At 41.0% G+C, this 324-nt stretch carries 1 protein-coding gene; it reads left to right on the forward strand.

Annotated features, from left to right (window positions below):
- Window positions 1-324, forward strand: a 324-nt coding sequence (locus HJY11_RS13440; RefSeq protein ID WP_208076449.1) for a ParA family protein, incomplete at both ends; no start/stop codon positions are given.

The raw sequence follows: 324 nt of genomic DNA on the forward strand, positions 1-324 counted from the left end.
CTGCAGACAGCGTGTTGGTTCCTATTCAATGTGAATATTACGCATTGGAGGGATTAAGTCAGTTGATCCATACAATCGAGTTGGTGCAGGAAAGACTAAATGAGAATCTGAAGATGGAGGGGGTAGTTTTTACAATGTATGATGCCCGTACGAATCTTTCGCTTCAGGTAGTGGAGAATGTAAAAGATAACCTGGAGCAAACCATCTACAAGACTATAATTCCGAGAAATATCAGACTTGCTGAGGCACCAAGCTATGGTATGCCAATTAATTTGTATGATCCAAAATCATCCGGTGCAGAAAGCTATATGCTATTGGCAGATG

This window comes from Bittarella massiliensis (ex Durand et al. 2017) (assembly GCF_017566145.1).
GTDB lineage: Bacteria > Bacillota > Clostridia > Oscillospirales > Ruminococcaceae > Bittarella > Bittarella massiliensis_A.